Annotated in this window: 16 protein-coding genes; 9 read left to right on the top strand and 7 right to left on the bottom strand. The window is 64.1% G+C overall.

The window, feature by feature from the left end; all coding sequences use genetic code 11:
- Positions 1-48: 48 nt before the first annotated feature.
- Positions 49-2,427: a DEAD/DEAH box helicase gene (locus tag IRI77_RS23130; protein WP_228486277.1), complete on the top strand. Its 2,379-nt coding sequence runs from the start codon at positions 49-51 to the stop codon at positions 2,425-2,427.
- Here the strand turns inward: IRI77_RS23130 and IRI77_RS23125 are convergent.
- Positions 2,414-4,096, bottom strand: coding sequence for an IPT/TIG domain-containing protein (locus IRI77_RS23125; protein ID WP_194447374.1), 1,683 nt, complete (start codon positions 4,094-4,096; stop codon positions 2,414-2,416). The two genes, IRI77_RS23130 and IRI77_RS23125, sit on opposite strands and share 14 nt — an antisense overlap.
- A 44-nt stretch (positions 4,097-4,140) precedes the next feature.
- Positions 4,141-5,991, bottom strand: a complete 1,851-nt coding sequence (gene selB / locus IRI77_RS23120) for a selenocysteine-specific translation elongation factor (RefSeq protein WP_194447373.1) — start codon at positions 5,989-5,991, stop codon at positions 4,141-4,143.
- Here selB and IRI77_RS23115 point away from each other — a divergent pair.
- Entirely contained in the window at positions 5,990-7,084 is a 1,095-nt protein-coding gene (locus tag IRI77_RS23115) for a VWA domain-containing protein (protein ID WP_194447372.1), read from the top strand. The genes selB and IRI77_RS23115 overlap by 2 nt on opposite strands.
- A gap of 9 nt (positions 7,085-7,093) precedes the next feature.
- On the opposite strand, the gene IRI77_RS23110 is transcribed toward IRI77_RS23115, so the two are convergent.
- Positions 7,094-8,227 (bottom strand): DUF362 domain-containing protein, encoded by a 1,134-nt coding sequence (locus IRI77_RS23110; RefSeq protein WP_194447371.1) that lies wholly within the window; start codon positions 8,225-8,227, stop codon positions 7,094-7,096.
- A 272-nt stretch (positions 8,228-8,499) separates the two neighbouring features.
- On the opposite strand from IRI77_RS23110, the gene IRI77_RS23105 reads away from it, so the two are divergent.
- The 4 genes from IRI77_RS23105 to IRI77_RS23090 all read left to right on the top strand — a co-directional run bounded on the left by IRI77_RS23105 (position 8,500) and on the right by IRI77_RS23090 (position 14,618).
- Positions 8,500-9,567, top strand: a complete 1,068-nt coding sequence (locus tag IRI77_RS23105; RefSeq protein WP_194447370.1) for a class I fructose-bisphosphate aldolase — start codon at positions 8,500-8,502, stop codon at positions 9,565-9,567.
- A gap of 16 nt (positions 9,568-9,583) precedes the next feature.
- Positions 9,584-10,261, top strand: a complete 678-nt coding sequence (locus IRI77_RS23100; protein WP_194447369.1) for an HAD family hydrolase — start codon at positions 9,584-9,586, stop codon at positions 10,259-10,261.
- A 616-nt stretch (positions 10,262-10,877) separates the two neighbouring features.
- Positions 10,878-11,282: a hypothetical protein gene (locus tag IRI77_RS23095; RefSeq protein ID WP_194447368.1), complete on the top strand. Its 405-nt coding sequence runs from the start codon at positions 10,878-10,880 to the stop codon at positions 11,280-11,282.
- 3 nt (positions 11,283-11,285) lie between these two features.
- Entirely contained in the window at positions 11,286-14,618 is a 3,333-nt protein-coding gene (locus tag IRI77_RS23090) for a DUF4132 domain-containing protein (protein WP_194447367.1), read from the top strand.
- Between the two features lie 642 nt (positions 14,619-15,260).
- Here IRI77_RS23090 and IRI77_RS23085 read toward each other — a convergent pair.
- Entirely contained in the window at positions 15,261-16,424 is a 1,164-nt protein-coding gene (locus tag IRI77_RS23085) for a WG repeat-containing protein (RefSeq protein ID WP_194447366.1), read from the bottom strand.
- Positions 16,425-16,623: 199 nt separating this feature from the next.
- Between IRI77_RS23085 and IRI77_RS23080 the strand changes: the two genes are divergently transcribed.
- Entirely contained in the window at positions 16,624-18,777 is a 2,154-nt protein-coding gene (locus tag IRI77_RS23080; RefSeq protein ID WP_194447365.1) for a glucuronyl esterase domain-containing protein, read from the top strand.
- Between the two features lie 87 nt (positions 18,778-18,864).
- Here IRI77_RS23080 and IRI77_RS38380 read toward each other — a convergent pair whose 3' ends face one another.
- The 3 genes from IRI77_RS38380 to IRI77_RS23070 form a co-directional block, all read right to left on the bottom strand.
- Positions 18,865-18,999, bottom strand: coding sequence for a hypothetical protein (locus IRI77_RS38380; RefSeq protein WP_267239324.1), 135 nt, complete (start codon positions 18,997-18,999; stop codon positions 18,865-18,867).
- On the bottom strand, positions 18,996-19,244 hold the full coding sequence (locus tag IRI77_RS23075) for a hypothetical protein (RefSeq protein WP_194447364.1): 249 nt from the start codon (positions 19,242-19,244) through the stop codon (positions 18,996-18,998). Before IRI77_RS23075 ends, IRI77_RS38380 begins: the two co-directional genes overlap by 4 nt.
- A gap of 736 nt (positions 19,245-19,980) precedes the next feature.
- Entirely contained in the window at positions 19,981-22,329 is a 2,349-nt protein-coding gene (locus IRI77_RS23070; RefSeq protein ID WP_194447363.1) for a S9 family peptidase, read from the bottom strand.
- A 214-nt stretch (positions 22,330-22,543) separates the two neighbouring features.
- Here IRI77_RS23070 and IRI77_RS23065 point away from each other — a divergent pair, with 214 nt between their 5' ends.
- Both IRI77_RS23065 and IRI77_RS23060 read left to right on the top strand, forming a co-directional pair.
- Entirely contained in the window at positions 22,544-24,484 is a 1,941-nt protein-coding gene (locus IRI77_RS23065) for a leucine-rich repeat domain-containing protein (protein WP_194447362.1), read from the top strand.
- A 77-nt stretch (positions 24,485-24,561) separates the two neighbouring features.
- Entirely contained in the window at positions 24,562-25,422 is an 861-nt protein-coding gene (locus tag IRI77_RS23060; protein WP_194447361.1) for a carbon-nitrogen hydrolase family protein, read from the top strand.
- Positions 25,423-25,461: the final 39 nt, after the last annotated feature.

Genomic DNA, 25,461 nt, shown 5'->3' with positions numbered 1-25,461 from the left:
GACGTTCTATTCGTGTACGCTTAGCAAAGAAAAGGCGAAGCCGCGCGGATGAACCTGAGTCTCGATTTTCCTGATCCCAAACGCGAAGGCTCGCAAGAGAATTCGCTCGGACTGGCCCGTAGGGCCGATCTGGCGATGACCATTGCCCGTCTGCGCGCCTGGATGGAAGAGCCGAACTCGCCCATTCGCGCCATCCGGCACCAGTTGGCCAAGCCGGGCCAGTTCGCGCCCATGCCCGGCGGCATTCCCGCGGCGTTGCGCAAGGTGCTGGAAGAGAAGGGGATCACCCAGCTCTACACGCATCAGGCGGCATGCTTCGAGACCCTGCAGGACGGCGGCAACCCGGTGGTGGTGACGCCCACGGCCAGCGGCAAGACGCTCTGCTACAACCTGCCGATTCTGCACCGCTTGGTGGCAGATCCCGAGGCCAGGGCGCTTTACCTCTTTCCCACCAAGGCCTTAGCCGAGGACCAGCTCCACGAGTTCCACTCCATCGTCGAGGCCATGGGTTCCGGAGTCCGGGCCTTCACCTACGACGGCGACACGCCCCAGGACGCCCGCAAACAGATCCGGGAGCGCGCCAATGTCGTGCTCACCAACCCGGACATGCTCCATGCCGGCATCCTGCCGCACCACACGAAGTGGGGCAAACTGTTCGAGAACCTCCGCTATATCGTCATCGACGAGCTTCACTACTACCGCGGAGTCTACGGCAGCCACCTGGCCAACGTGCTGCGGCGCCTGGCGCGCATCTGCGAGTTCTACGGCTCGAAGCCCCAGTTCATCTGCTGCTCGGCGACCATCGCCAACCCGAAGACCCTGGCCGAGACCTTGACCGGCGTGGACTTCCGGCTGGTCGACCAAAGCGGCGCGCCGACGGGTGAGAAGTACTTTGTTTTCTACAATCCGCCGGTGGTCAACAAGCAACTGGGCATCCGCCGCGGCTACCTGAACGAGACGCGGCGCATCGCGTCGGACCTGATCCAGCGCGGCCAGCAGACCCTGGTCTTTGCCAACAACCGCCTCGCCACCGAAGTCCTGCTCACTTACCTGAAAGACTCCTGCGAGAAGCCGGGCCAGGCCGGCACCATCCGCGGCTATCGCGGCGGCTACCTGCCCCGGGAACGGCGCGAGATCGAGCGCGGCCTGCGGGAAGGCACCATCCGGGCCGTGGTGGCCACCAACGCCCTGGAGCTCGGCATCGATATCGGCTCATTGGACGTGGTGGTGATGGCCGGCTATCCCGGTTCCATCGCCTCCACCTGGCAGCGTTCGGGCCGCGCGGGCCGCCGGCTGGGCACATCGCTCGCCCTGATGGTCGCCTCCAGTGCTCCGCTGGACCAGTATGTGGTCGAGCACCCCGAGTACTTCTTCGAGGGTTCGCCCGAGCACGCCCAGATCAACCCGGACAATCTGGAGATTCTCATCAATCATCTGAAGTGCGCGGCCTTCGAGCTGCCCATCAAGGACGGATCCAAGTTCGGGCCCCACGAGACGGCCGAGCTCTGCAGCTTCCTGGAGGAGTTGCGGGTGGTGCACCACAGCGGCGGCGCCTGGCACTGGACCTCGGACAGCTACCCGGCCGATGCGATCAGCCTGCGGTCGGTCACCAGCGACAACTTTGTCGTGATCGACATCACCAATGAGGAGCGCCTGATCGCCGAAGTGGCGTTCCCGGCGGCCCTGGTGGAGCTCCACGAGAAGGCGATCTACCTGCACGAGGCTCGGCAGTATCAGGTCGAGAAGATGGACTACGAAGGCCGCAAGGCCTACGTACGCCAGGTGGAGTGCGACTACTTCACCGATGCCATCGATTACACGCAAGTCAAAGTGCTGGAAGAGTTTGACTCCTCGCCGGTCGACACGGCCAAGTCGGCGCACGGCGAAGTGCGGGTCAACCGGCAGATCGTCGGCTTCAAGAAGGTGAAGTTCTACACCAACGAGAACGTGGGCGCCGGGACTCTCTCCCTGCCGGAGCAAGAGATGCACACGACCTCGTTCTGGCTGCACTTCCCAGTGGAGTTCCTGGACAAGTTCCCCAACCTGACGCCTACCGACAAGCTGAATGCGCTCAGCGGTTTAGGCAACGCGCTGAGGACTGTGGCGTCGTTGCTGCTGATGTGCGATCCGCGCGACCTGGGTGTCACCCTGACCGAAGAGATCTCTGTCGACGTGCGTGGCTTCGAGCCGAATCTGCACCTCTATGACAACTTCCCGGGCGGCATCGGCCAGAGCGCCCCTCTGTTCAAAATGACAACGGAGCTGCTGAACGGAGCCCGCCAACTCATCCAGGCCTGCGGCTGCGAAGGCGGCTGCCCGAGCTGCGTCGGACCGGCCGGAGAAACCGGAGAACGCAGTAAACAATCCGCCCTCGAGATCCTGGCCATGCTGACGGGCGAGCCGCTGCCCCAAATCACTTCACCGTAATCGTTACTCCCACCTGGCTGGTGACGGAGCCTAACGTCAACAAAACAGGCACCGCCTTGGCAGCGACGATGGTTGCCGGTATCGCGGCTTTCACCAGGACCAGGCCGGAAACCAAGCCCGGAGCCGGGCCAAAGTAAGCCGGCGTCACATCCGTCCCTCCAATGTTCAGGCTGGCCACTGGCGCCGTGAGGTTCGATTCCATGGTGCTGATCGCACCGTCAAAGCCAGCCGGGGTAGTGACTCCAATCCCGGTCGCGTAGAGCCAGATGGTAGACCCTTTGGTGGCGGCATTGGTTTCGGTGTTCAGGGTCAATTCGCCGGTGGAGGCGTTCTCGTTGAACACAGCACCGGGACCGGCGCCGGATGAGCCTAAAGCGAACAATCCAGGCGCGGTTGGTGCCACCGACACGGGATAGACCCACGATGATGTCCCGTTGTAATCCACTGAGACGTTGATGCCGGGTCCCAGCACCCCGGAGGGAACCATGGCCGCTATCTGGGTGGACGAGACGAAGATCAGGGGAGCCGCGGTGGGTCCGAAGTAGACCTGGACACCGGCCAGGGTGTCGGCAATGGGCGCCCCGCCTGCCGGAGGCTGGAAGGTGACGATCGCGTCCGGACCAAGGCCTGTTCCGAAGATGCTCACAAACTCGCCGGGTGCAATGGAGCCCGACTGGAAGCTCGCCCCGTTGGTGATGCCGGTGATGCGCGGTCCGGGCGCGTAGACCGTAAACGTCTGATCCGCCGAGGAACCGCCGCCGGGGTTTGGATTCGTAACCACCACGTTCAGGTTCGCCGCGGAGGCAAGCAGCGACGATGGAATGGTGGACTGCAGCACGGTCGGCCCCAGCAAAGTGGACGAGAGCGTCTGGCCTTTGGCGGTGACCGTCGAGCCCGAGTAGAAGTTGCTGCCGGTCAATGTGATCGTCGTCGCAGCCGAGCCTTGGGTGGCTCCTGTCGGGAAGATTGAATTCAATACCGGAGTACCCGGATTCACCGTCAGGTCGAAACTGACCGTCTGGGTCTTGTTCGCCGCTGACGGCGCGTCGATCTTGATGGACCCCTTGTAAGTGCCGGGCGTCAGGCCGGTTGGGTCCACCAGCAAGGCCACCTGTGAGCTGAAGGCTGGAAAGATGATGCCGCTCTTCGGCGTGGCGGATAGCCAGGTGGCGCCGGAGACGGTGACGGTGAAAGACAGGAGCGCTCCGCCGCCGCTGAGGTTAATGGCCACGGGGTCCGGCGTCGGGTCGCCTCGCGTGTAAGAGAGCGTCACCGGGCTGGGCGTCACCACCAGGGTCGCGGGCGGTGCCTTCACCGACAGCGTGACCGGCACGTTCAACGTGGTTCCGCCTACCGGCGTCAGCATGATGTTGGCCGTGTAAGTTCCTACAGGCAAACTGGTTGGGTTCACCGACACCTTCAGGCTGGCATTGGTCTTGCCGCTGTCCGGAGTGACGGTTACCCACGGCCCTCCCACGACGACCGCGTTGAAGGACAGCGCTGCTCCGCTGGCAGGCGCCACCGCCAGGGTCTGGGCGGCCGGGAACGTGGCGGATCCCAACGTGTAGGCATAACTCAGGCTGACCGGCGTCGCCTTCAAAGTCTGGGCTTGGGCTGGCAGGGCCAGCAGGGCCGCTGCCGCCAGGATTCCGATGTGAACGCTTCTCAAGACGCGAGCCTCCAGGAGACTCATCGGAGAGACGGGGCCGGGTATTACAGAATCATGCGCTGGTCGCCCTCGCGGCGGGTGACCCGTTCCCGATCGAGGAACTCCAGCAGCGGGATGGCGTACTTGCGGGAAACGCCGGTCCAATCCTTAAACTCGGCGACACCGAAACGGACGCCCTTGCGAGGAGTCAACAACTCCTTCAGGTATATGAGCGCCTCCGCATGGTAGATCAGGTCGGTTGAGATCCTGACTAACTTCTTGTCTTTCAGCAGGATCTGAAGCAAGGTCCGGGCGCGGTTGGCGTCGACACCTGACTTGGCGAGCACCTCGTTGACGGCCGGCACGCTGAGGCCGGCGTCGCGGAACAGCGCTTCGATGCGGCCGCTGGCCTCGTCTTCCTCGCCCTTTAACTGGAGCCGGTGCGAGCCCAACCGCAGCAGGTCCTCCTCCGCCACGACGTCCTTCATCGACCCAAGCAGCGTATCGAGCAGGAAGGCGGGCACGGACGCCGAGGTCCGTGGCATGCCGCGCAGCAGCGGGTTCTGCTTGTGGAAGCCGGCCAGGGCAAGCCGCAGTCCGGCGGCGCAGGTCTCCAGCGCGGCCTGGGCGATGAACCGCGGTTCGGCGGCACGTACGAAGACTAACCCGGCCTGCGCGGCGGCGGCGTGGAGGGCCTCGGGGGTCGCGCCGACGCGGGCGGCCAGGGCGGCGACGGTGCAGCCGGCGGGATCCTCCTGGGCAAACAGGCTCATCCGGACTGGCAGGGGCGCGCCCTCCAGTAGGGCGAGGCGGTCGAGCACCAGCGGCTTCTTCATCCGCAGCGGCGGAGCGTTATCCAGCACCACGCCACCGCCTATCGTGATGACAGGCGAGAACATACGGGCAATGAAGCGGTCGCCGGGCAGGAGCAGCAGTGGCTCGTTGAGCAGCAGCCGGACGAAGCCGGTGGAGCCAGGCTGGAGCGGTTCGGTTCCGCGCAGCATGCGGACCTGCGCCTCCACCTCGGCCGTACCGGCATGAAAGTGGATGGGGGCGCGATGTTTCAAGGCCTGGGCGCCGGGCAGGAGGGTGAATGAACAGTCGAGGGCCTGGGTGGGAAGGAAGAGGTCGGGCGGGGTGAGCACCATGCCGCGGCTCAACTCAGAAGCCTCGACACCGGCAAGATTCACGGCCGTGCGCTGCCCGGCGTAAGCCTTATCCACTGCTCCGCCATGGACTTGCACGCCGCGCACGCGAAGCCGGCGGCCCCCGGGGTGGACCTCCACCTCCTGCTCCACGTTCAACTGGCCGGCGGTGAGCGTCCCGGTCACCACGGTGCCGAAGCCCTTGAGGGTGAACGACCGGTCGATGGGCAGTCGAAACGGGGCGGTGGTGTCGCGGCCTTTCGTGCGGGCGGCCATGGCGGTCATAGCCTCACGCAACGCGGGGAGGCCGGCGCCCGTCACACCGCTTACTGCGACAATCGGCGCACCTTCCAGAAAGGACCCGGCCACAAACTCGGCGGCCTCCATGCGAGCCAGTTCCAGAATCTCCTCATCGACGGCGTCGGACTTGGTGAGCACCACCAGCCCCTGCCGGATGTCCAGCAGCCTACAGATGTCGAAGTGTTCGCGGGTTTGCGGCTTGATGGATTCGTCGGCGCCGATGACCAGCAGCACCATGTCGATGCCGCCGGCGCCGGCCAGCATGTTCTTCACAAACCGTTCATGGCCGGGCACATCGACGAAGCCGAAGCGGATGCCGGCGTGCTCCATGTGGGCGAAGCCGAGGTCGATAGTGATGCCGCGGCGCTTCTCCTCCTCCAGGCGATCCGTGTCGATGCCGGTGAGCGCGCGCACCAAAGTTGTCTTGCCATGGTCGATATGGCCCGCCGTGCCGACGATAATGTTCTTCATGAGGCCGGTGTTCGTACTTATGTTCGCCGCGATGGCGGCGGCGGCGCAATCGCCTGCTCCGCAACCGCCTCGTCCGCCCGGCGGCGGATGGCGCAAGGTGGAGACCCCGAAGCCGGTCCAGGCGCCCGCGGAAGAGGCGGCGCCAAAGGCTCCGGAAGCCGCCAAGCCAGGGACCGAATCAAACGAGACACCCACCTTCAAGGCGGGAACCACGCTGGTGCGGATCGACGTCCAGGTGGTGAACAACAAGCAACCACTCCCTGGGCTGAAATCGTCGGACTTCGTCCTGAAGGAAGAAGCGGTCGAGCGGCACATCGAGTACTTCGGGCAGGAGTCCGAACCACTGCAGGTATTGTTGTTGCTGGACGTGTCGGGCAGCATGGGCAAGCTGCTGCGGGAGATGGCGACCGTGGCGCAGGAAGCGCTGTCCAGCCTGAAGCCGGAGGACCAGATCGCGGTGGCGCTGTTCTCGCGGCGGGCCGAATTCACCCAGGAGCTGACGGGGGAGAAGCGGCTGGCGGTGGTGGCTTTGCAGGACGCTCCGATGGACCACAACCTGGGGGCCGGGACGGCGATCAACGATTCGATCCTGCAGGTGACGGACTATCTGAAGCAGCAGCCTCCGTTCGCCGGTCGCCGGGCCCTGATCATCCTGACGGACAACGGCGGAGTGCACTACCAGTTGCCGGACGAGAAGGTGGTGCGGGCGCTGTCGGAGAACGACACGGTACTGAACGCGATTGTCGCTCCAGGGACGAAGCCGCCTCCGGCGATGCCGAAGGGCGCGGATGTGAACACAGACTTTACGCCGGCGAACGTCTTCCGCCTGGCGGAGGACACGGGCGGCGAGGTGCTGCGGGCGGACAAGGCGGGTGCCCGGTTCCAGGAGATGCTGGAGCGGATCCGCAATCGTTACAGCCTGGGGATCACGGCAACGCCGGCGCCGGAAGGGGCATTCCGGAGGCTGCAGGTGGAGCTGAGCGCCGAGGCCCGGCGCCGGTATCCCAAAGCCGAAGTCCACGCGCGGTCGGGTTACTACGCGCAAGGCCGGACGGACTCAGCGCAGGCGCAGCCTCCGGCGGCCCAGCAGTAACGGTCTCGATCAGGCGGCAAAGACGCGTTTGCCGATGGCGCCGGGGCCGAAGTCGACCTTGGCGTCCTTGAGCTTGAGGCCCGCGATTTCGATGTCTTCCAGACGGGCGGAACCAAGGCCGGCGGCTTCGGCCAGCAGCAGGGTATTGTCGCCGCGGATGAACGGGCCCTGGCCGCGGGCGGCGCGCGGGTCGTAACCCATGACGGCCGTGCAGACGGTATCGGTACAGACCATGTTGCGCCCGACGAGCAGCAGGCCGGGCTTCATGATCTCGACGCCCTGGTTCCACTCGCCTTCGCCGCCGCGGATGGTCTCGATGCCATCAACGATGGACAGGTCGACGGGGCGGATGGAGCAGAGGTCGACGACGATGCGCGGGATGCGGAAGCCGGGCTCGCGCGGGGTGCTGAGGTCGATCTCCTGCGGGACGCCCTTGGGTGGCGTACGGGTGCCGTTGTGGCCGACCGGACCACGCTCCTGGCGGGGGTCCTCATTCCCGCTGGGCCCTGCGTCGCCGCCGTAGAGGGAGCAGGGTGTGAGGCCGAAGTTGTTCTTCATCGTCATGGTGACGCCGGCCAGCCAGTGGTTCTTCAGCTTGGACATGGAGACGTAGGCATCGCAGTCGGCGAAGGAGTGGTTGAGGTCGTAGGAGGGGAAGATGCGGCCGCTGCCGGGCACCTTCATACGGGTGTACTGGGTGGCGAGGCCGAGGTTGTTGGTGTTCTCCCATTCGACCTTGGTTCCGCAGTTTTCGATGGCCTGGATGTCGAGGCCGTAGCGGGCCCAGAGTTCGCGGTCGGACTTGGCGGGGAAGAAGCTCTCGAGGATGCGGATGCGCTTAGCTCCGGCGCGCGCCATCAACTGGCAGGTGGCCAGGACGCTGCCGGGGTCGGTGCGATAGGGCAGTTCGGCTTTGACGGGGAAGCGCGCGGGGTTGCCGGTGAGATTCAGCTTGAGGGCGACGGTCTTGTTGCGGACGATGGGGGCGAGGCCGCCCACCTGGTCGAACATGGTGCGGAGCGTGTCGTAGATTTTGGCGTCGTAGGCGCGCGAGCGGGCGATGGCCACGGTGGAGGCGGGGGCCGGTTTGGCGAGCCCGAGGGCGGCTGCGGCGGGGAGAGCGAAGAGTTCGCGGCGGGTCATACGGAGCTCCTTTTCGAAGGCTGCACCGGGCGGGGTCGACGGCGGCGTCCGGCGGAGGAAGTCAAGGCCACTGTACACCAGGACGGGCCGAAATGGACAGGTCCCTGCTCAAATGGGGGATCCGAGGCGCGGGTGGAGTGTGTCATGCTGGGCGAATAGAGGGGTACGCGCCGATCCAGGACAGGGATGCCTGACGCGGCGCAGAGCGGATGAATGGGAATCCGCCGCCGGCTGATCACCGGAGACGCACCACCTTTCCTCAAGGAGAAGAAATGAGCTCTACCAAGATTGTTGAATTGCTGGGCAGCCACGCCGAATCACTGCTGGGCTTCTCTGAACCGAAGATTTCGAAAGAGCGGCTGCATGTACCCGGGCCGGACTTTGTCGATCGCATTTACGTCCACTCCGACCGCAACAACCGGGTGTTGGGCAACCTCCAGTGGATGTTCCAGTCGGGCCGCCTGGCCGGGACCGGATACCTGTCGATCCTGCCCGTCGACCAGGGGATCGAGCATTCCGGCGGCGCGAGCTTCGCGAAGAACCCGGACTACTTCGATGCCGAGAACATCGTAAGGCTGGCCGTTTACGGCGGCTGCAACGCGGTGGCGTCCACCTTTGGCGTGTTGGGGATTGTGTCCCGGAAGTACGCGCACAAGATCCCATTCATCGTGAAGGTGAACCACAACGAACTGCTGACGTATCCGAACAAGGCGGACCAGATCATGTTCGGCACGGTGAAGCAGGCCTATGACATGGGCGCGGCGGCGATTGGCGCGACCATCTACTTCGGGTCCGACCAGAGCTCGCGGCAGATTGTGGAAGTGAGCCAGGCGTTTGCGCTGGCGCATGAGTATGGCATGGCGACGGTGCTGTGGTGCTACCTGCGCAACAACGCGTTCAAGAAGGACAAGGACTACCACGTGTCGGCCGACCTGACGGGCCAGGCCAACCACCTGGGCGTGACGATCGAGGCGGACATCATCAAGCAGAAGCTGCCGGAGAACAACGGCGGATACCTGGCGTTGAACGCGGGCGATTCGAGCTACGGGAAGTTGGACAAGCGGATTTACAGCGAGCTGACCAGCGACCATCCGATCGACCTGACGCGTTACCAGGTGGCGAACTGCTACATGGGCCGCGCGGGCCTGATCAATAGCGGCGGCGCATCGGGTGCGAACGATTTCGCGGAGGCCGTGGCGACCGCGGTGATCAACAAGCGCGCGGGCGGTACGGGCCTGATCTCGGGCCGCAAGGCGTTCCAGCGGCCAATGAAGGAAGGCGTGGAACTGCTGAACACGATCCAGGACGTGTACCTGGATAGTTCGATCACGGTGGCGTAAGAATCGAGGGTCCCGCATGGCAGCCGGCAAGGTAGTTTTCCTCTTTGACGTCGACAACACGCTGCTGAACCACGACCGGGTGTCCGCCGACCTGCGGCGGCACCTGGACGGGACCATCGGCCCGGAGCTGGCGCGGCGGTACTGGCAGCTCTTTGAAGAGATCCGGGCCGAGTTGGGGTATGCGGATTACCTGGGCGCGCTGCAGCGGTACCGCATCGAGTATCCGCACGAACCCAACCTGCTGGCGGTGTCGTATTACCTCTCCGGGTATCCGTTCGCGAACCGGTTGTTTCCAGGATCGCTGGATGCGGTGGCGCACGTGCAGCAGTGGGGCACGGCGGTGATCCTGACGGACGGGGATGTGGTGTTCCAGCCTCAGAAGGTCTTCCGGTCCGGGTTGTATGAGGCGTTCGACAAGAACGTGTTGATCTACGTCCACAAGGAGCTGGAACTGGCCGATGTCGAGGCGCGGTATCCGGCGGAGCATTATGTGGTGGTGGACGACAAGCTAAGGATCCTGGCGGCGATCAAACGCGTCTGGGGCAAGAAGGTGACGACTGTGTTTGTGAGGCAGGGTCACTATGCCCTCGATGTGAAAGCCAATGCGCAGTATGAGGCGGCGGATGTGTCGCTGGAGCGGATTGGGGAACTGGGGGAGTGGCCGCTGGAGAAGATCCTGGCGGCGGCGGGGTAGGCGGTTGCGTTGGGTTCGTTTGAAAACGCATCTTATTGATAATTAATTAGTTAATTGGTTCGAATGCGAATTTTTCGAATGAGTGCGGGCGTGGGGCGGCCCCAGGCGACGCGGCGGTTTAAATGTCAAAGAGCCTTCGCGCGGCACCGGGTGCCCCACGACTGGGACCCGGGCGGACACACCCTCCGGATCCGCGGAGATGATAGCAGGCCGATCCCCGGCTTTTCGGCACGGTTTTTGGGAAGCGGTTGATTTGAAGAGAGATATTCTTCTGTCGCGGCGGGCACCGTCTGGCCGGGCAGGTCGCAAAAGGCGCCTGGCTGGGGTCAAGAGAGGCGCATGTGTCCGCGGACCACTCCGTTGAAGCCGCCCGCGTAGCCCGTCGCTGCGCTCCGGGACTGGGGATGTGGGGGCCCGGCTTCATTCGCTTTGGCGGCCCGCAGGGCCATGGGGGACTCCTTGCCAGTCGCGGTTTGCAGCGCGGTTGCGAGCGCTGAGGGCCTCGCGGGGGGCGGAGGCTGGCCTGAGTCATTGCGGCAGAATTCCCGGTACAATCTGAAGTTCATCCGTGAGTACTGACGGAAATTGCTTCGGCTTTCGCCGCGAGGATTCCAGAATGCTGCTTTGCATCCGGGACGAAACGCCTTCGGGTCAGTCCCTGCACGAAGTGTCGGTCGAGTTCCTGACCGAACGAATTACGGTCCGCGAGCTGATCAGGGAACGCGTCCATCAGGAGGTGCGGGCGTTCAACCGCCGCGATGATGGAAAGGCATTCCAGGGCCTGGTTCAACCAACCGAGACGGAACGGGTCCTCAACAGCGACAAGGCGGAGCCTCGCTTCCGGAAACGCGCGCCGATTGATTGGGAGGCGCAGTTTGCGCGGGCGCTGGACGGGTTTGCCCGGAATGCCTACTTCGTGATCGTCGACGACCGGCAGGTGGAGAGCCTGGACGAGGAGATCGCGGCCGGACCTTCTACGAAGATCAGTTTCGTCAAGCTCGTGCCGTTGGTAGGGGGCTAAGCCGTGGCGAAGATCGAGGAGTTTCCGCCGCAAGCCGGCCATCCGCTTGGCTCCGAGCATGAGGCCATCAGCCGCTGGATTCGCGATGTGGCGCGGCCGGTGGCCTACGGCGGGTTCTTCCGACCACTCGAGATAAAGTCCACGGAGAGCGGCCGCATTCTGTGGGAGACGCCGCCGGAGGGAGCCAGGCGGTTGATCCTGGCCTGCCTGGAGCAGGTAAGTTACTTCGATGCGCAGGTGGCGCGAGTTCGTGCAGAAGGCAAGACGGACATGGACCGCCTCAATCCGCAAACGCACCCCGAGTGGATCCGGTGGTGGACTCCGCGGCAGGCGGTGGAATCGCTGATCTCCGCACTGCTGCGCCGGGCGCTGCCTTTCACGAGGAGTGACCTGTTGGCTTTGATCGAATGGTGCATCGGACCCAACCATCCGAGCTTTTATCAGGTTTCGGTCTCGATGTTGACCCAGGCAATTCAACGCTACATAGCCGCGCATGAACTGGACACGGAGCTGCGCGAGGCTACGCGCGCCTTTGCGGTAGCGCTGCGAAGTTCGCACAACCGGGAGTCCAGCCGGATGGGCACGACGCTCGAGCAGATTTGCGGGCGGGCGGGGCTTGCGACAGAAGAGGTGGAACCGCCCAGGACGGCCGCTCCGCCGCCCGAGCCCGCGCCGGTGGGCACGCCCTTGGTCCTGAACAACCTCAAGCTGGCGCTTGGGATCACGAATACCGTTCCAGAGCACACCGGCGTTCAGATTGAGCCGGACCGTTTCCCACTACCCCCCGGATCCCCGCTGAGTTGGGAGCACGGCAAGCTGACGGAACTACTGACAGAGATCCTGGAAGCCGACAGTTACCACAACCCCGTTCTCGGCAATTTCGCGGCGGGCCGGGAAGTGTTGGCGCTCGACCCTCCGCGACGAGGGCGGATGATGCTGGCCGCGGCTGAGCGTTATCTGGAAACGCTGCTGGGCTCCAGTCCCGACTACCTGAATACGCGGGTGTGGCAGGCCAACTATGCCGTCGCGGCCATTGCCCGGACGTTGATCGCTTCGGGAGCGCAGTTCGATCGCGAGGGACTATTCGACTTCCTGTTGTATCTCTCGATGAGAGCTGCCTCGGATCAGTTGCCTGAGAGGCTGATAGAGACGGTCCTCAACGCTATTGAGGAGTTTACCGGTAACGGAGCAAACCTGAGTGACGGAGAGCGATTCGTGCTTCATCTTTGGCGCGGGGCTAGGGTCAGCGGACCGCCGTTAGGGATCGGTGCTCCGGAGATCGAGCGAATCACGGAATGGATTGGCGACTCCGCGCGCTTTTACCTGGTACCCGGAGAAGCCTGGAGTGATGCATTGAACGCAGACATTGCCAGCCTTGACGGAGCGTCCCGTTCCAGATGGGTCAAGCTGCTGGAGCACCTGTTGGGGGCCAGTTCCTCGAGGCCTTCGGGCAAATGGAAGAAGGCCACGATGCTCCTCGTGGCGGAACTGGGGGAAGCTCAGTTCCGCGAGGCGATGGAGAGGTGGTTGCCGCTGGTGGCGCGCGGGCGGACTCTGCTGAAGGCCCCTGGATTTCTCGGTGACACGCGCGGCGCGGCTGACTCCATGCATGACGAGAACGCCAATGCTTTGAGAGGCCTGCTGTGGTCGATCCCGCTGCTCCCCCAGCCCGCGGGGCTGGCGCGCCTGGTGGGCTCCGTCGCGCTTTCCAGTTACAAGAAGATTCCGGGCATCGGGCCGCGCGCGGTCAAGGCGGGGAATGCGGCGGTCTATGCGTTGTCTGAGATGGTTTCACCGGAGGCGATGGGGCAGTTGGCCATGCTGAAGGTGAGAGTGCGCTTCGGGACAGCGCAGAAGGAGATCGAGAAAGCCTTCGATGGGGCTGCCCAGGCGCTGGAGTTGCCGCGCGATCAGGTTGAAGAGATGAGCGTGCCGGCCTGTGGGCTGGAGAGTGTCGGCCGGCGCGAGGAGGTATTCGGCGAATACCGGGCGGAGTTGGCCGTGACGGGCAGCGAGGCCGAACTGAAGTGGTTCGATGCGAAGGGAAAGCCGCTGAAGTCGATTCCGGCGGCGGTGAAGAAGAGCGGGGGCGAAACACTCAAGGAGCTTCAGCAGGGGCTCAGCGACGTGAAGTCGATGCTGTCGGCGCAGCGGGACCGGGTGGATGCCCTGTTCCTGGAACGGAAGAGTTGGCCGGCGGAAGTGTGGAGAGAGCGGTACGTCGATCATCCACTGGTTGGCACGATTGGGCGGCGGCTCATCTGGTCAATCGGGGAGACCGCGGTTACGGTAGCGGATGGCGAGGCTCTGGATGTGCAGGGCAACCGCCATGAGATTCCTGAGGGTGCCCTGGTCTCGCTGTGGCATCCCACGGGCAAGAGCATCGACGAAGTGGTTGCCTGGCGCCGCAGGATTGAAGAACTGGACATTGTGCAGCCCTTCAAGCAGGCCCATCGGGAAGTCTATCTGCTGACCGATGCAGAGCAGCAGACCTCCACTTATTCGAACCGGTTCGCGGGCCACATCCTCCGGCAGCACCAGTTCAACGCTCTCTGCGGAGCCCGGCGGTGGAAGAATAAGCTCCGGCTGTTGGTGGACGATTCCTATCCACCCGCCAGCCGCGAATTGACGGCCTGGGGGCTGCGGGCTGAGTTCTGGGTGGAGGGCGTGGGGACAGACTATGGCGCGGATACGAACGACGCGGGGGTCTACCACCGGCTTGCCACCGACCAAGTGCGTTTCTATCGAATCGGCGCCGCGCAGAATGCGGCTCATGCCGGTGGCGGCGGCTACTGTGCGAATGCGATGGGACCAGGGGTTGAGAACATCAACGAACCGCTGAGGCTCGACCAGATTCCAGAGCTGGTGCTCTCCGAGATCATGCGGGATGTGGATCTGTTTGTCGGGGTGTCTTCGATCGGCAACGATCCTACGTGGCAGGATGGCGGTCATGCCGCGCAACACGGCAATTATTGGGCGTCCTATTCCTTTGGGGCGCTTTCGGCCACAGCGGTCACAAGACGCGAAACGCTGCAGAGGCTGGTGCCGCGATTGAAGATCGCGGGCCGGTGCACCCTGACCGAGCGATTCCTGGAGGTGCGTGGCGACCGGCGGACGTACAAGATCCACCTGGGCTCCGGCAATATCCTGATGGAGCCGAATGACCAGTATCTGTGCATCGTGCGGGATGCCCGGGCCGGATCAGCCGAGGGCGAGATCTATCTGCCGTTCGAAGGGGACCTGACCCTGGCTGTCATTTTGAGCAAGGCCTTTCTGCTGGCGGAGGATAAGAAGATCAAGGACACGACGATCAACCGCCAGATTGATGCGCGGTAGGCGGGGGAGCCGGATGTGCGGGACTGTCGCTTTGCTTGAGGATTCACTGCCGATGCCGCTCGGGGTTGCCCAACCCAATTGAAGACGCGCTGGCAAAGGGTCGCATGGATGGGGTCGTTGCAGCCGTTCAGCGGGCTATCCGCTTCACGTTCGCGGCTCAATTTGCGGCTTCCTCGGCTTTGGCGGCCCGTGGGGCCATGCTGGGCCTCTGTTGAAAGTCAGGCCGGTGGGTGGCGAAGAGCGTCCGGGTGGTCGACCAGGGGGTCGCCCGCGGACCAGGGGGTCCGCCGTCCTACGGGTTTGGGTCCAGCGGAGCTTTCCTCCACTTTGGCGGACAGCAGGGGTCGTACAGTGCTCACTTGAAGACGGGCCGGCAAAGGGTTGCGCTGCTGCATTGAGTGGAGCTTTCGGTGGCTATCCGCTTCGTTGAAGACGCGTGGGTGGCCGAGGCCCGCTTCATGCCAGTCGCGGTTCGTAGCGCGGTGGGGACCCCTCCCTGACGGTCGGGGTTCGTTGCGGTCTGGTCCGCCTTGGCGGCACGGTGGGCCGTGAGGGATTCCTCAGAAGCTTTTCGACGCTCTCTGTTGATCAGCGTGATTTGAGTGCGTTTTCCATTGGGGCGAGTGTCTCTTCTTCGCCCACTCAGCGCGTGTACTCGTACACACGTTTGCCGGTTTTATCGATGTAGGCGTAGGTGCCGCTGCGTCCGAACTTGGAGGTTGAGGTCAGCTTGACGTGGGCCAGGCCGTGGAAGAAACGGCTGGCCAGGAGAAAGGTTTCCGGGATCGCCTGTTTGCCGGTGGTGTCGACGTAGATGTAGCGGTCCTCGGGTGTCCGGATGACGGTCAGGCCTTCTGAGAACGGTTTCGCGTGGTAGTAGTCGACGCGGATTTTGAGGGCTCCTGTCCTGTCGATGAAGCCGCTGTCCTTGCCGTTCGACACCAGGGCCAGGCCGTCGGAGAAAGAATGCACCGCTTCGAAGGCCGGGTAGATCTCGTAGGCGCCCTGGCGATTGAGGAAGCCCCATTGGTCCCCGGAGCGGACGGCCGCCAGTCCTTCGTGGAAGGCCATGGCACCTTCAAATTGGGAGGAGATCGCTCTGCGGCCGGTCTTGTCGATGAAGATCCACTGGCATTGGCGGGTTGGAGCGGGCGGTTTCTCCGCGTCGTTTCGCGTGGTAGGTGCCACCGCAGGGGACATGGCCATACAGGGGTCAGCGGAATCGTAGTTCATGTAGGAACAGGGCCCATTCACCACCACCCGGGCGAGGCCATTCTCGAAGCTGGTTCCGGCTGCGAATTGAGGCGGAATCACGAAAGCGCCCGTGCGATCGATGTAGCCGAGTTTCCCTTCCACTTCGACGGCGGCCAGCCCTTCCGAGAAGTCACTAACCGCGCCTTTTGGATAGAACGGAAACTTCGGTGGGATCACGAACTGGCCGGAGCGGTCGATGTAGCCCCAAGCGGATTCTGAGGTCTCCATGGCCGCGGCCAGGCCTTCGGAGAAGTTCCAGACGCGATAGAAGTGGTTGTCCAGAACCTTTTGCCCCTTGCTGTCGAGGAATGGGCCAGCCGATATCCCAAGCGAAAGCAGACCGTCGTGAAAAGCCTGGCCGCCCTCGCTCATGAACCGAAGGGTCGGCGGGATCACGACGCGCCCCTGGGCGTCGATGTATCCGGCGCGGTCATTCTCAATGATGCGAAAGAGCGGATCGGCGGAATTGGTGAAGGGCATCCAGATCAAGGTGACGGATTCGCACCCATTGAGAACTGTGGCGAGGAGGGTGAATAGGGCCAGCAACCTCATGGATGAATTTTAGCTTCCCGCTGGAGTGTGGAAGGTGAGGCTGAAGTGGAAAGGCTGGATTGAGAGGCTATCCGGGCACCGGTCCAGGCTGCAAATCAGGCTGGAAGCCGGCGAGCTGGCTCGTGCATGCCTCCCCCAAGGGCCTGCAACCGGGGAAATGAATCGATACACTAGGTGCTGCCAATTCCGGGAGTCCACGATGCCTAGCCGCCCCAATTGCCTGTCCCGCTCAATGTCCCTGTTGTTCGCTGCTTCGATGCTGTTTGCAGTGAACGGCCAGTCTCCTGAACCGAAAAACTGGACCGCCGCCGAAGACCATCGCAATATGATGGAGCAGCTCGGCATCAAGGCGCTGCGGCCGGGTCCGAGCGGGAACGAGAGCGCGCCGAATCATGCGAACTACGACGAAGCCACGGCCAATCCCTTTCCGGACTACCCGGCCGTTCTGACGTTGAAGAACGGGCAGCCGGTCACGACGGCTGAGGCGTGGTGGAAGCAGCGGCGGCCGGAGATCGTGGAGGACTTTGACCGTGAGGTGCTGGGCCGGGTTCCTCCCGTCGTTCCGAAGATCACGTGGACTGTTACCAAGACAGTAAACGACATGGTGGGGCCGTATCCAGTCATCGCGAAGGAGCTCACGGGCCGTGCGGATAACAGCCTGTGCCCTGCGATCAGTGTGGAGATCCAGATGGTGGTGGTGACTCCGGCTTGGACGAAGAAGCCGGTTCCGGTGATGATGATGTTCGGCCGGGCGGCGCTGCCTCCCACGCCGCTGCCGGCAGCCATGGCCCGATTTGCGGCCATGGCGGGGACGGATCCGCCATCGACGATGCAGTTGATCGCGGCGGGCTGGGGCTACGCGCTGCTGAATCCGGGCAGCGTGCAGGCCGACAACGGCGCGGGACTGACCAAGGGCATCATCGGGCTGGTGAACAAGGGCCAGCCGAGGAAGCCGGAGGACTGGGGCGCGCTGCGGGCCTGGGGTTGGGGTGCTTCACGGGGGTTGGATTATCTGGAGACCGATGCAGCTGTCGATGCGAAGCATGTGGGCATCGAGGGGGTCTCGCGGTATGGGAAAGCGGCTCTCGTGACGATGGCGTACGACACGCGGTTCGCGCTGGTGCTGGTGGGCTCCTCGGGGGAAGGTGGGGCCAAGCCGCACCGCCGCAACTTTGGTGAGGCCGTGGAGAACCTGACGGGCTCCGGCGAATACCACTGGATGGCCGGCAATTTCCTGAAGTATGGCGCGGCGGAGGCGACGGTTGGGAGCAAGAACGCGGGCGATGTGCCGGTGGACTCGCACGAACTGATTGCGCTGTGCGCGCCGCGGCTCACGTTCATCAGCTATGGGATTCCGGAGAAGGGCGACGCGAAGTGGCTCGACCAACAGGGGAGCTTCATGGCGACGGTGGCCGCGGGTCCGGTGTTCCGGCTGCTTGGGGTAAAGGACATCGGCGTGACCGGGGATTACCGGACGGCCAAGATGCCGGGTGTGAATGTCAGCCTGCTGGAAGGGCAACTGGCGTGGCGGCAGCACGACGGCGGTCACACGGACGGCCCGAACTGGAAGTACTTCCTCCCGTGGGCGAGCAAGTTCATTTCGTATGTGGGAGAGCCGGCTCCGCCGATTGCGGCGGATGTGGCGGCGCCGCGCATGGACGCAAATTCGATCGTCGCGCACGGACAACTGGTGGAGAAGGCCAAGAAGGGGCGGATCGACATCTACTTCGAGGGGGATTCGATTACGCGGCGCTGGGGCGCCACGGATTATCCCGAGTTTCTGGCCAACTGGAAGCGCAATTTCTCCGGCTGGAACGCCGCCGATTTCGGTTGGGGGGGAGACCGGACCCAGAACATTCTGTGGCGCCTCAACAATGGGGAGTTGGAAGGGGTGAACCCGAAGGTCGTCGTGGTGATGGCCGGCACGAACAACATCGGCTCCAGGACGGTGCGGGGTTCGGAAGACGCCCTGATCGCGGATGTCAGCAAGGGGCTGCAAGCTGTCGTCGATGCGATCAGGAGCAAGGCGCCCAACGCAACGATCATCGTCACCGGAATCTTCCCGCGCAACGACAACATGGCGGCGATGCCGGTGATCAACGGGATCAACGCCAATCTGGCGAAGACGGCGGACGGCGCGAAGGTGCGGTATCTGAATATCAACGACAAACTGGCGGACAGCCAGGGCGTGCTGAGGCCGGGCATGATGAGCGCGGACAAGCTCCACCCGGTGGAGCCGGCATATCAGGCCTGGGCGGACGCTTTGAAGCCGCTGTTCCAGGAGTTGCTGGGCGCACCGGCGCAGGAGGACCTGGCTCCGCCGCCGACCGGCGATCCCAGTGCGCACAGATAAGGCTCCTGGCCGACCGGCGTAGCTTGAGGAGCACGGTGTACCCGCAGGCGACCGTGCTCCTATTGTTTCCAGGTAGGGCCAGCGCCACTAGGCTCCGGCGCAGGAGAGCCACACGAGCCCGCCCAAGCCGATCAACGCCATGTAGAGTCCCGGCAGCAGCCCGGCCCACAGCTCCCATTGCAGAGGGCGCGGATGGCGGCCGGCGCTTCGCGTGGGCTTCACAACCCTTCCAGTCCCGGCGGCATGCTGCCGGGTAGTTGATGGGGGGCGTTCATCCGGCGGCTGTGCAGCAGCATTTCGAACTGGGCCGCGCTGGTATTGAGCAGTGCAGTGAGCTGCATATAAGCCTCCGGGGTCAGAGTGAGACTGACCGGCCCGATACTCAGGTGCAGGTTCCCGCATCCGCCACAGTCGTAGATCCGGCCAAAGCCCGGGATCTCGGCCAGAACATACGCATCCGCTTCCATGTTTCCGCCTCTCCTGTAAATGGCCAAAGGCCGCTCGAATGGCATCAATGCACGCGACTACACGCACCGGTGATTCTGGTGTGGAACGAGTGCCCGCAGCGACGCGGAACGGAAGCCCGGTTCCAATCGAAATGACGCGGATTGCCTTCCGCGCACCGGGTCTCAGTGCTGATTTGCCGACTGCCGGATACGACAGGAACGGCAGTGCCCGGTCGCTCCGAGCTTTACAGCGTGAATGGAGTAGCCGGTTGTACGGGCAATCTCGTCCCTGACAACTGCAAACAGGGGGCTGGCAAACTCTTCCACTCGGCCGCAGCCCAAACACTCCAGGTGAATGCGGTCAGTCCGCGTCTCCTGTTTGGCGGGGTGCGCCGTTCTGCTGGTTTCCGTTGGTTCCATGGGGCTCAATTCGCTCACAGAGAGCGCGCTGGAGTCCCCAGTCCAGCCTCTCTCCGCTCCAGATTACTAAGGCGGCCGATGTGAGTCAATAGTAATCTGCAAGTGAATTGCATAAATGAAGCCCGCGTGGCTGAGGCGGGCGCAGTGTGTCCCAGGGAGACTTTCCGCAGGCGGCGCGAAGCCCCTGGGAGCTAGAAGCTGCCGTAATCATTGAGAAGCAAGGCTTTTCGCGATTGGCCGGAGTTGATCCCGCCGCTTGGCGCGAGCGTCAGGGTACGGAATCTGTATTGCAAATGACTTGCCTGTACGATTGGTGGCGCACCAGACTGGACGACGTTCAGCGCAGGTAGCGCTCCAGCCAGGCAAAGATGCGCTTCCACACGTCTTCGATATTGGCCGGAGATTCGAGGACATGTCCTTCGCCCCAGTAGCGGACGAAGCCGGTGGGTTTGTTCTGGCGGTAGAGGGCGGTGAAGAACTCCTCACCCTGCTGGATGGGCACGTAGTCCTGGTCACCTTGAACGATGAGAACGGGCGTGATGACGCGATCGGCTTGCGTAATGGGGCTGTTGCGGAGGTAGCGATCGAGTTGCTGCGAGGGGGGACCGCCCATGCGGTCCTGGCCGGACTCGAGGAGGGGCATGTGGAGCAGGCGGTCGCGGGCGAACTCCGCGTAGCGGTGGCGCGGGTCCAACTGGCCGTAGAGGCTCACGAGGTTGCAGAAACCGCCCAGGGCGATGGCAGCCTGGAAGCGCGGGGACTGCGTGATCATCGCGTAAGTGCTATAGCCGCCATAACTGTGGCCCATCACGGCCAGGCGGTGCGGATCTGCAATGCCAAGGTCTACGGCTTTGTCCACGGCAGGCAGAACCGCTTTCGGGATGTCGAGATACGGGTCGCTGGGCTGGCCTTCCGGAGCGAGGGGGATGCTGGGCATCACTACGACATAGCCGCGCGCGGCGAGCAGTTGCAGGTTGAAGACGCCCGATGAGTTCAGCGGGACCCAGAAGGGCGGGGGCTCGGGTCCAAAGGACAGCCCGGCGTAGAGCCAGAAGACGGTAGGGTAGCGTTTGCCCTGCTCGTAACCGGGTGGACGGAGGCACCAGGCGATGAGCGGCTTGCCGTCGGGGCCGGCGTACTCGAACTTCTCGAGGGTGCCGGCTGCGATCTGTTCCAGGAACTGGTTGGCGGCCTGGAGGCGGCGCGGTGCGGCGCCGGGGTTGGACGTCCAGAGGAATGACCCGGTTGGGGTGATGTCCTTGAACAGGGCCGTAGACGACTGGGGCAGGAAGCCGGCGAACTGGGCTGACGGGCTGGGTGACTCTATCAGGCGGAATGCTGCCTGTGTGGTGTCGATCGCAAAGAGGCGCCGGGCGGCCATGACGACGAGGGAGTTTGTGGAGGAGCCATCGGTGGGCCAGACGATGCTGTCCGGCCGCGGTCCGGCCTGGGCGTCACCGACTGGCTCGAAAGCGGCCGATCCTGTGCGCAGGACCCACAGCCGGCCATCGGCCACCGCGGCGAGTTCGCGCTTCGCACCAAACTGGACGAGCGCGGACGGCGGGCGGGTCATGGAAGAGGTGAGGTTGGCTGGTGCCGGGCCACCGGCTACAAGCCAATCGGCACGGCCGTTCGCGCGAACCTGGACAAGCAGCCGTCCGTCTGGAGCCCACTGCACACCGCGCGCGGAGGCGAGGGTTCCTTCGTAACTGGGCGCTAGGCGCAAGGAGACGCCGTCGACGTCGAAGCGGGAGACGCGCGGTCCTTCTGGGGTATTGGCAACGCAGACCAGGGCTCCTCCTGCCGGAGACCATTGGATGGAAGCGGGCAGCACATCGTTTGAAGGAGCGCCGGTGAGGGGCAGGCGGCGGCCCTGGGCATCCACCACGACAAGGCTGTATTGGGAAGGGTTGCGATTGGGCAGCACGCGGCCGGGTTCGGGCTGGAGGATGCCAGTGAGTTCGAGCATGGCCACATGACGGCCGTCTGGTGAAGGCGTGAGGTTCGTGAAGTTTCCGGATTGGAGTTGTGTGGCGGCTCCGGTGGTCAGATCGAACTGGAGCAGGCGGCCCTGCGGGCGCGAAGCCATGTCGAGGGGCTCTCCGCTATTGAGGACACTGGCCGTGCTGGTGCGACCGGCCCAGGCGAGCGGCCAGGCGCGCATCGCTTCCTCGGGCGCCTGGGTCTCGAGGGAGAAGACTCCGGGTTGGCGGCCGGGCGGCGGCGTGGCGCAGAGCAGTTTTGCGGGGCCGATCCAGACGGGCCGCGCAATCTCCACGGTCTCGCCGGCGGCGAGGCGCAGGGCTCCGGTGGCGCGGGTCCACACCCATAGCCGGACTTTGTTTCCGCGCGTGGAGAGCATGGCCAACCGCCGGCCGTCGGGCGACCAGACGGGCTGGAAGAAGCCCGAGTCATCGGCGGCTCCATTGGTGATGGGACGCGGCGCCCCGTTGAGGGAGGAGATCCAGATATCGGCGCGGTCGTTGCCGTTCATGAAGTCGCGCATGGAGTTGGCGGCTGAGGTGCGAGCGCGGATTCGAACGAAGGCAACGAGTTGACCGTCAGGGGCGGCGGCTGTTTCGCCCCACTGCTCGAGGCGGAGGACATCCTTTGGAGTGAGCGGGCGAGAGCCGGGAGCAGCCTGCAAGGGCAGGAGGAAGAGGACCGGGATCCAGCGGAGGGACATGCGCGACTTTCAGCATACTTGCCGGGAGGAGCGGGCGCGCGGGTGTTGACAGGAAAATCGAACCTGTGAGAATCTGCTGCCAGTGCGCCAAGGGGCGCCTCCTTTCCGCGGCAAGGGAGCCTGCTCCCACCCTGTTACGTGTGTACAATTCACGGACCTTTCATTCCGGCCCTGAATTAAGCGGAATCCGGGCACAGACGGAAGGAAGGTTTCCATGCAGCGAAAGCTCACCTCTACCACCTCGCTCGAGAATCTCAAGCGGGCTGCCAAGCGCTGGCTGAAAGCCCTGCGCGAAAACGATGCGGACGCAATTGAGCGGTTCCAGCAGGCTTACCCGAATGGCCCAGCGGCTCCGGTGCTGCGCGATGTGCAGCATGCGCTTGCGCGTGAGTACGACCAGACAAGCTGGAAGGAGCTGAAACTGGCACTGGAGGCGCGTGGTCCGGTGACCGCGTCTTTGGCGAGCCAGGAGGCCTATTCCCAGGCCGCCCAGGATTTCGTCCAGGCTTTTGAAGGGGACGAGGCCGCCCTGCAGCGCCTGAATGCGCATTACGGGCGGACCTTTGCCCACGGCGATGTGCGGGCGGAGGCATGGCGGCGGGTCTACGCGCTGCGGCAGCGTTCATCGAAGGTTCCGAAGAACTACCTGGCGCTGGAGGAGGCCCGGGTGGTGGTGGCGCAGGACGCGGGATTCGGAAGCTGGATTGCGCTGCTGGAGGCGGTGGCGACGGGGGCTCCTCCTGCAGTGGAGGCATACGAGGTCGATGCGAAGGAGAATCGCATCGCACCGCGGCGCCGGATGAACCGGAGCGAGTGGGATGGCTTTGTCGGCGTCATGAAGGAGCAGCGAATTCCTGCGGTGGACGCCGGCGGCCTGATGACGGATGAGGTGCTGGCGCGCATCGCGGAACTGGTCCACGTCACCCGATTGAACCTGGGCGGATCGCGTGAACTGACCGATGACGGCCTGTTGCAACTGGCGCGCATGCCGCAACTGGAGCACCTGAACCTCACCGGCGGCCAACTGACTGACCGGGGGCTGGAGGTGCTGCGCCACCTGCCGAACCTGAAGAGCTTCGAGATGACGTGGCAGGCGGGCATCAGTGATGCGGGGGTCTCGAAGCTGCGGTATTGCGAGCAGATCGAGGAGGTGAACCTGATGGGTTCACCCACTGGTGATGGAGCGATTGAAGCGCTGCAGGGCAAAGCGAAGCTGCGGCGGTTCAGCACGGGCCGGATGGTGACGGACGCGGGTCTGCCGCTGCTGCAGAATCTCCCGATGTTGAAGCGGTGGCACGGTCCGGCGCTCGAAGCGGGAGACAATACCGCGCAGGAACGGGGGGTGAAGTTGCTGGTGGACGGGCCGTTCACGGACTCCGGCCTGGCGGGGCTGGCCGGCCTGGAGGGCGTCTATGAGCTCGATCTCTTCTGGCACGTCAGCGGGATCACGGCCGACGGCATGGCGCACCTCGCGCAGATGCCGAACCTGAGCGTACTTGGTTGCGACGGAGAGCTTAGCTGCGACGCGGCGATGCCCCACATTGCAGCCATCCCCCGGTTGCGGCGGTTGCGCGCGCAGGAGTCGACTGCGACCGACGCGGGTTTCGAGGCGCTGAGCCGATCGCGGACGCTGGAAGGGCTGTGGGGCCGGGTGTGTCCGCACTTCGGCAGCCGCGGTTTTCTCGCGCTGTCGCGCATGCCGGCGTTGCGCAGCCTGGGCATCGGGTTGGGCAACGTCGATGAGCAGGCGCTGTCGAGCCTGCCGCAGTTCCCGGCACTGCGGGAACTTACACCCATCGGACTGCTGGATGACGGCTTCCGCCATGTAGGCCGCTGCGCCGACCTGGAGAGGCTGACGTGCATGTACTGCCGCGAGACTACAGACATCGCGACGGGCCATATCGTGGCGCTGCCGATACGGTACTACTACGCGGGGCTGACGCAGATTACGGACCGCAGCTTGCAGATCCTGGGCGGCATGCCATCGCTGGAGCAAGTGGAGCTGTATGAGTGCCAGAAGGTGACCGACGCGGGCCTGGTGTTCCTGGCCGGCCTGCCGAACCTGCGGGAGGTCCATCTGGATGGTATACCGGGCGTAACCCTGGCCGGGACGCGTGTCTTCCCGAAGCGGGTGCGCATAGCCTATACCACCTGAGGAGCGGCGGCGCGGCGGGCCGCGGACATTGGAGAATGGAGGAGCAAGCTGTCAGAAACTCCAGGAGGAACTGATCCATGTCCGCTCCCGCCACGTTGCAGGTTTCCTGCGTCCAGATGCACTGGGCGACTCCGTTGGAAGCGAACCTGCGTACCACATTGAAGTACATCCGGGCCGCCGCCGAGGCAGGCAGCCGGGTGGTGCTGTTCCCGGAGGCCCACCTCACCAGCTACTACTTCCCCTATCTGGTGAACCTCGACCAGAAAGCAGTGCTGGACGCGCTGGCCCAGACGCAAAAGGCCGCGCTGGAGTTTGGCGTCTGGGTGATCGCCGGCACCATCCAGAAGACACACGACCGATTCCTCAATCTCGCGCATGTGATTTCTCCGGACGGAGCCATTACGCACGAGTACGCCAAGGTACACATGGCCGGGCGCGATGAGATGCAGTACTGCCGGGGCGGCAACAAGCTGGCGCTGTTCGAGATCGACGGCGTGCCGTGTACGTTGGTGATTTGCCGCGATGGGCGCCATCCGGAACTCTACCGGATCCCGGCGATGGCTGGGGCGCAGATCCTGTTTCACCCGTCGTGCAGTTCAGACGAGATCGAGGCGGTGTGCTGGAAGCGGACGTCGGGCCGGGCGCAGCAGCCGGTGGGTCCGAATTCGAAGATCTTCCACTGTGTGGCGAATACGATTGGGCAGTCGCCGGATGGGCTGCAGACGTCGAGTGGGATGTCGTTCATCCGTGAACCGAACGGGATTCCGCTGGCCGAGGCGGGGTATTACCAGGAGGAGATGATCACATCGGTGCTGGACCTGGCGCGGGCCGATCGTGGCTATGTGCTTGACAGCCTGGCGAATCCGCCGTTCCTGAAGGAGCACTGGGAGAAGATGATTGCCGATGTGCGGCTGCGGGCGGATGTAAAGCCGGAGTAGAGGGTTACTCTCGGCCGGTTGTGATTGAACGTCCAGCAG

This window comes from Paludibaculum fermentans (genome assembly GCF_015277775.1).
Taxonomy (GTDB): Bacteria; Acidobacteriota; Terriglobia; order Bryobacterales; family Bryobacteraceae; genus Paludibaculum; species Paludibaculum fermentans.
Note: the sequence above shows the minus strand (reverse complement) of the source record. Positions and strands in the feature narration are given on the sequence as shown.

Bases quoted from the DNA above. Each gene is read 5' to 3' on its own strand.
- IRI77_RS23095 (WP_194447368.1), top strand. From the start codon at position 10,878: ATGCTGCTTTGCATCCGGGACGAAACGCCTTCGGGTCAGTCCCTGCAC.
- IRI77_RS23070 (WP_194447363.1), bottom strand. From the start codon at position 22,329: ATGTCCCTCCGCTGGATCCCGGTCCTCTTCCTCCTGCCCTTGCAGGCT.
- IRI77_RS23105 (WP_194447370.1), top strand. From the start codon at position 8,500: ATGAGCTCTACCAAGATTGTTGAATTGCTGGGCAGCCACGCCGAATCA.
- IRI77_RS23100 (WP_194447369.1), top strand. From the start codon at position 9,584: ATGGCAGCCGGCAAGGTAGTTTTCCTCTTTGACGTCGACAACACGCTG.
- IRI77_RS23065 (WP_194447362.1), top strand. From the start codon at position 22,544: ATGCAGCGAAAGCTCACCTCTACCACCTCGCTCGAGAATCTCAAGCGG.
- IRI77_RS23115 (WP_194447372.1), top strand. From the start codon at position 5,990: ATGAGGCCGGTGTTCGTACTTATGTTCGCCGCGATGGCGGCGGCGGCG.
- IRI77_RS23060 (WP_194447361.1), top strand. From the start codon at position 24,562: ATGTCCGCTCCCGCCACGTTGCAGGTTTCCTGCGTCCAGATGCACTGG.
- selB (WP_194447373.1), bottom strand. From the start codon at position 5,991: ATGAAGAACATTATCGTCGGCACGGCGGGCCATATCGACCATGGCAAG.
- IRI77_RS23110 (WP_194447371.1), bottom strand. From the start codon at position 8,227: ATGACCCGCCGCGAACTCTTCGCTCTCCCCGCCGCAGCCGCCCTCGGG.
- IRI77_RS23085 (WP_194447366.1), bottom strand. From the start codon at position 16,424: ATGAGGTTGCTGGCCCTATTCACCCTCCTCGCCACAGTTCTCAATGGG.
- IRI77_RS23075 (WP_194447364.1), bottom strand. From the start codon at position 19,244: ATGGAAGCGGATGCGTATGTTCTGGCCGAGATCCCGGGCTTTGGCCGG.
- IRI77_RS23130 (WP_228486277.1), top strand. From the start codon at position 49: ATGAACCTGAGTCTCGATTTTCCTGATCCCAAACGCGAAGGCTCGCAA.
- IRI77_RS23080 (WP_194447365.1), top strand. From the start codon at position 16,624: ATGCCTAGCCGCCCCAATTGCCTGTCCCGCTCAATGTCCCTGTTGTTC.